Source organism: Frankia canadensis (genome assembly GCF_900197875.1).
Classification (GTDB): Bacteria; Actinomycetota; Actinomycetes; order Frankiales; family Frankiaceae; genus Frankia; species Frankia canadensis.
On the sequence record NZ_FZMO01000446.1, the window covers coordinates 1 to 4,931 of the forward strand.

At 77.5% G+C, this 4,931-nt stretch carries 2 protein-coding genes; both read right to left on the reverse strand.

The genetic code is table 11. From position 1 onward, the window contains the following. On the reverse strand, positions 1-2,940 hold a 2,940-nt coding region (locus tag C1A33_RS25965), incomplete at its 3' end, for a type I polyketide synthase (protein ID WP_115538016.1). Continuing rightward, positions 2,933-4,931, reverse strand: a 1,999-nt coding sequence (locus tag C1A33_RS25970; RefSeq protein WP_243407956.1) for an SDR family NAD(P)-dependent oxidoreductase, incomplete at its 5' end; no start/stop codon positions are given. The genes C1A33_RS25965 and C1A33_RS25970, both read right to left, overlap by 8 nt.

Here is a 4,931-nt window from a genome sequence, read left to right on the forward strand (position 1 = left end):
GTACAGCTGCCTCAGCGCCGCGGCGCCGAGACGCACCAGGGGGGTGCTCAGGCTCAGCCGGACCGCGCTGCCGCGGCGCTGAGGCAGCTGTACCCGCCGCCCGGAGTCGACCTCCGCCAACGGCGCGGCGACGGGCTCGGGGGGCCGGATCGCCGTCGGCGCGGGGCGGTGGCGGCAGGGCAGCAGGTCGAGTCGGGGCGCGGCGCCCTCGACCCACAGCGCCGCCGCGACCCGGCGCAACTGGTCCAGGCCAGATCGTTTCGGCGTGTTCGAGACGAGCGAGACATGCTCGTCCCCGCGCAGCGTGTCGTCGACAAACCCGGCGACGCTGCCTACCCCGACCTGCACGAACGCCCGTACCCCGGTGTCATGCAGCCGGCGGATGAGGTCCCCGAACCGGACCGGCTCGACCAGGTGGCGCAGGGCGAGCTCGCGCACGGCGCGGTGTTCGCGCGGGTAGGGGGCGGCCGTCGTCGCCGACCAGATCGGCACGGCGGCCTCGAGCAGCGGGGTGGCGTCGAGATTGGTCCGCAGCAGGTCCAGGTAGGGCTCGAGGAACGGCGAGTGGAACCCCGACCGGAAGGGCAGCGTCTGACCGAGCACGCCGTCGCCGCGCAGCCGCTCCAGCGCGACGCGCACGCTGTCCTCACGCCCGCAGACGATCGACTGATGCGGGCAGTTGTCGTGGGAGACGACGATGTCGGGCAGGTCGGCGATGACCTCCGCCGCCCGCCGCGCGCCGCAGCCGAGCGCGCCGAACACGACTCCTGGCACCTCCAGCGCGGACGGGTCGAAGCCGGAGATGAACGAGTCGGCGAACGCGTCCGGGACCAGCCCGCAGGAGATCATCGCGTTCCACTCGCCGATGCTGTGCCCGCCGACGAGGTCCGGGACGATGCCCAGGCGGCGCAGGGCGACGTCGAGCACCCGCCCGACCTCGACGCTGGCGACGCCGTGCTGGCCGAGCATCGCGGTGTCGCCGAGGCCCGGGTCGGCGAGGCCGAAGTGGGCGCAGACGTCGTCGATGCGGGGGACGAACTTGTCCTCCAGCCCGCAGAACAGGAACGCCGTGCTGCCGGCGGCCGTGGCGGGGTCGAGCAGCCCGGCGGGGGTGAACCACAGGTCGTTGCGGCCCCGCCAGGGCGTCTCGCGCTCGACCACGGTGCGGGCGAGGGCCAGCCGGCGCGGCGACGGCGCGACCACCGCGAGCCGCCACGGGCCGCCCACCGGCGGGGTCGCCGCGTCGTCGCGGGCCAGCAGGTCGGCGTCGGGCGCGGCGAGCTGGGCGAGCAGGTCCGCCGGCCCGGAGCCGGCGAGCAGCAGCACCGCCTCGGCGTCCGGATCCGCCACCCGCTCCGTCACGACCGGTACCGTCACGACCGGCACTGGGGCGACCGGCACTGGGGCGGCCGAGGCGGCCGGCGCGGGGAAGGTGTGGGCCGGGGTCGCCGCCGCGTCCGGGGGTGCTTCCTCGACGACGAGGTGGGCGTTGACGCCACCGAAGCCGAAGGCGTTGACGCCGGCGCGGCGCGGGCCGCCGCCGAGCGGGGTGTCCCAGGGAGTCGCAGCGCGCACCGGCGCGAAGCGGCTGCCGGCGAAGGCGGGGTGCGGCTCGTCGCAGTGCAGCGTCGGCGGCAGCACCCGGTGGTGCAGCGCGAGCGCCGTCTTGATCAGTCCGGCGGCGCCGGCGGCGGGCATCGCGTGGCCGATCATGGACTTGACGGAGCCGATCCCGATGTCGGCCGCACCGCCGTCGAGGTCGCCGGCCCCGGCGGCCCCGGCGGCGCCGAGCGGCCCGCCGCGACCCGCCGTTCCGAAGATCCGTCCGAGGGTGGCCAGTTCGACGGCGTCGCCGGTCGGCGTGGCGGTGCCGTGCGCCTCGACGAGGCCGAGGGCGCCGGGGGCGGTCGGGTCGAGGCCAGCGTCCGCCCATGCCCGCCGCACGGCCAGCGCCTGCCCGTCGGCGGCCGGGGCCAGCAGAGACGCCGACCGCCCGTCGCTCGACGTGCCCGCGCCGCGCAGCACCGCGTAGATCCGGTCGCCGTCGCGGCGGGCGTCGGCGAGGCGGCGCAGCACCAGCATGCCGACGCCCTCGCCGATGAGGATGCCGTCGGCACGCCGGTCGAACGGGCGGATCACCTCGCTCGGCGACAGCGCGCGCAGCAGTGTGAACACGCTCCAGAACGACGCCTCGTGCACCAGGTGCGCGCCGCCGACGATCATCGCGTCGGTCCGGCCGGCACCGAGGTCGCGCATGGCCGACTCGACGGCGATCAGCGACGACGCGCAGGCCGCGTCCACCGTGTAGGCGGGTCCGCGCAGGTCAAGCCGGTTCGCGACCCGGGACGCGGCGAGGTTGGGCACCAGGCCGATCGACGCCTCGGGCCGGGCCGGGCCCAGCCTGTCGACGAACGCCGCCCGGACCCGGTCCACCGCCTCGTCGGGCAGGTCGGGCAGCACCTCGCGCAGCGTCGTGACGAGCTGGCGGGACGTCCGCACCCGCTGTTCGAGCCGCGCGACGCCGGCGCCGACGTACCCGCCGCGGCCGAGCACCACCCCGATCCGCTCGGCGTCCCCGAGGCGCTCGGGTCCGCCGGCGTCGGTGATCGCCTCGGCGGCCAGGCGCAGCGCGAGCAGCTGGTCCGGTTCCGCCCACTCGACGGCGTTCGGGACGACGCCGAACGCCGCCGGGTCGAACGAGGCCAGCTCGTCGACGAAGCCGCCGCGCCGGCAGTAGAACGCGTCGGCCGCGCCGTCGGCGACCGCCGGCGGGAAGTAGTCGTCGACGTCGAAGCGGCCCGGCGAGACCTCCCGGACGGCGTCGACCCCGCCGACGATGTTGCGCCAGTACGTGTCGAGATCGCCGGCGCCGGGGAACAGCGCCGACATCCCCACGACGGCGATCGGCGGCGCGCCCGCCGCCGCGCCGGGATCACGCATCGAACGCGCCCGCGCCGGCGCACATGTAGACGACCTGCGGCGGCCCGTCGGCCGGGCCGGCGAGCTCGCGCAGCAGCGCGTCGACGCCCTCGGCCGGGTCTATCAGGCCGATGCCGCGCCGGGCGTACTCGCGGGCCAGCTCCGGGGAGACCATCCCGGCGCCGGCGGCCGAGGGCGCAGCCCCCCAGGGCCCCCAGTCGACGCTGACGACCCGGCCGGAGAACCGTTCGGCGGCGGCGATGGCCAGGGTGTCGAGGGCGTCGTTCGCCGCGGCGTAGTCGGCCTGGCCGCGGTTGCCGAACACCCCCGCGACGCTGCCGAACAGCGCGACGAAGCCGATGTCGTCGCGGACCGCGGCGAGCAGCGCCCGGGCGCCGTCGGCCTTCGTCCGGAAGACCCGGTCGAACGACTCGGCCGTCTTGTCGCGCAGCAGGCGGTCGGCGAGGATGCCCGCGCCGTGCACGAGGCCGTCCAGCCGGCCGTGGCGGTCGTACACGTCGGCGACGACGGCGGCGACGGCGGCCGCGTCCCGCACGTCCACCGCGTGGTAGCGGACCGAGGCGGCGAGACCCTCCAGCGCGGCGAGGTTCGTCCGGACCTCCCGCTCGGCGAGCAGCCGGGCGAGGCGTGCCTCGATCTCGGCCGGCCGGCGGATGCCCGTCTCGATCAGTGCCCGGCGCAGCGCCGGGGCGTCGGGCGCGCCCGCCGTCGCCGGGTCCTCCGGCGCGGTGGGCGGCGCGGTGCGGCCGACGAGCTCGACGGCGCAGCCGGTGCGGCGGGCGAGCTCCAGTGCGACCGCGGCGGTGATTCCCCGCGCCCCGCCGGTCAGCAGCACCACCGACGACGCGTCGAGCCCCGCGGGGACGTCCGCGGCCTGGCCGAGCGGCGCGGGCGTGACCCGCGGCGTCGCCCGCGCGCCCTCCCGGTAGCCGACGACCACCGGGCCGCCGGGGCCCAGCAGCTCGGTGAACAGGGAGTTGGCGATCTGCCGCGGCTCCTCCTTCACCTCGACGTCGACGACGCGCAGCGCCAGTCCCGGCACCTCCCGCGCGATCGTGCGCACCAGCCCGGCGAGCCCCGCGCCCGGAGCGGACCGACCGGCGTCGCCGCCGCGGACGGTCGACCGGCCGAACCGGCCGCCGTTGCCGGTGACGGCGAGCACCCGGCGGCTGCCGCCGAGCGCCGCCGCCCGCAGCGCGGGGAACGCGCCCGGCAGCACGGCACGCTCGTTCGCGTCCGGGTCGGCGGAGGCGATCCAGGCCAGGCCGTCGGCGCCGGCGCCGGCCCGGATCTGGTCGACGAGACCGGGATCGTCGGCGGCGAGGATCCGCACCTCGGCGCCGGCCTGCTCCAGCCTCGTCGCCAGCGCCAGGCCAACACCGAGACCACCCTCGACCAACAGGAACCGGCAACCGGTCAGATCGGCCGGCGCCACGTCCGCGGGCGCGGCAACCGCCTGCGGCTCCACCACGAAGCGCTGCAGCGGGATCGCCTCGACGTCCTCGTCGGCGCCGCCGGTGACGGGAGGCGCGCTGGCAGCTCCGGTTGCTGTGGTCGCGGCGGCGGCGGTCCACCCGGGCGGCGCCGCCGCGGCGGCCTGGGCCGCTCCGACGAGCGCCGGCTCGCCGCGCCCGGTCCGGGCCGCCGCCGCGCTGCCGCCCGGCTCGTGGCCGGCGGCGCCGTGCCTGTCCCGACCTCGACCCGAACGGTCCTGGTCGCCCCGCGGCGAACCGGGCTGGCCCGGTACGTCGTGGCCCGGTACGTCGTGGCCCGGTACGTCGTGGCCCGGCCTGGTGCCGCCCGGCCGGGAACCCCCCGGCCCGGCAGGACCACCGGGAGCGGACGGGTACCGCCGGTTCTCTCCGGGCGCGTCCGCCGCGAACTCGGCCGGCCGGCTGGCCGGCTCCCCCGGCGGGGTGTCCGGACCGGTGCGTTCGACGATCCAGTCGACGATCCCCCGCACCGTCTTGATCGCCGCCAGCTCCTCGACC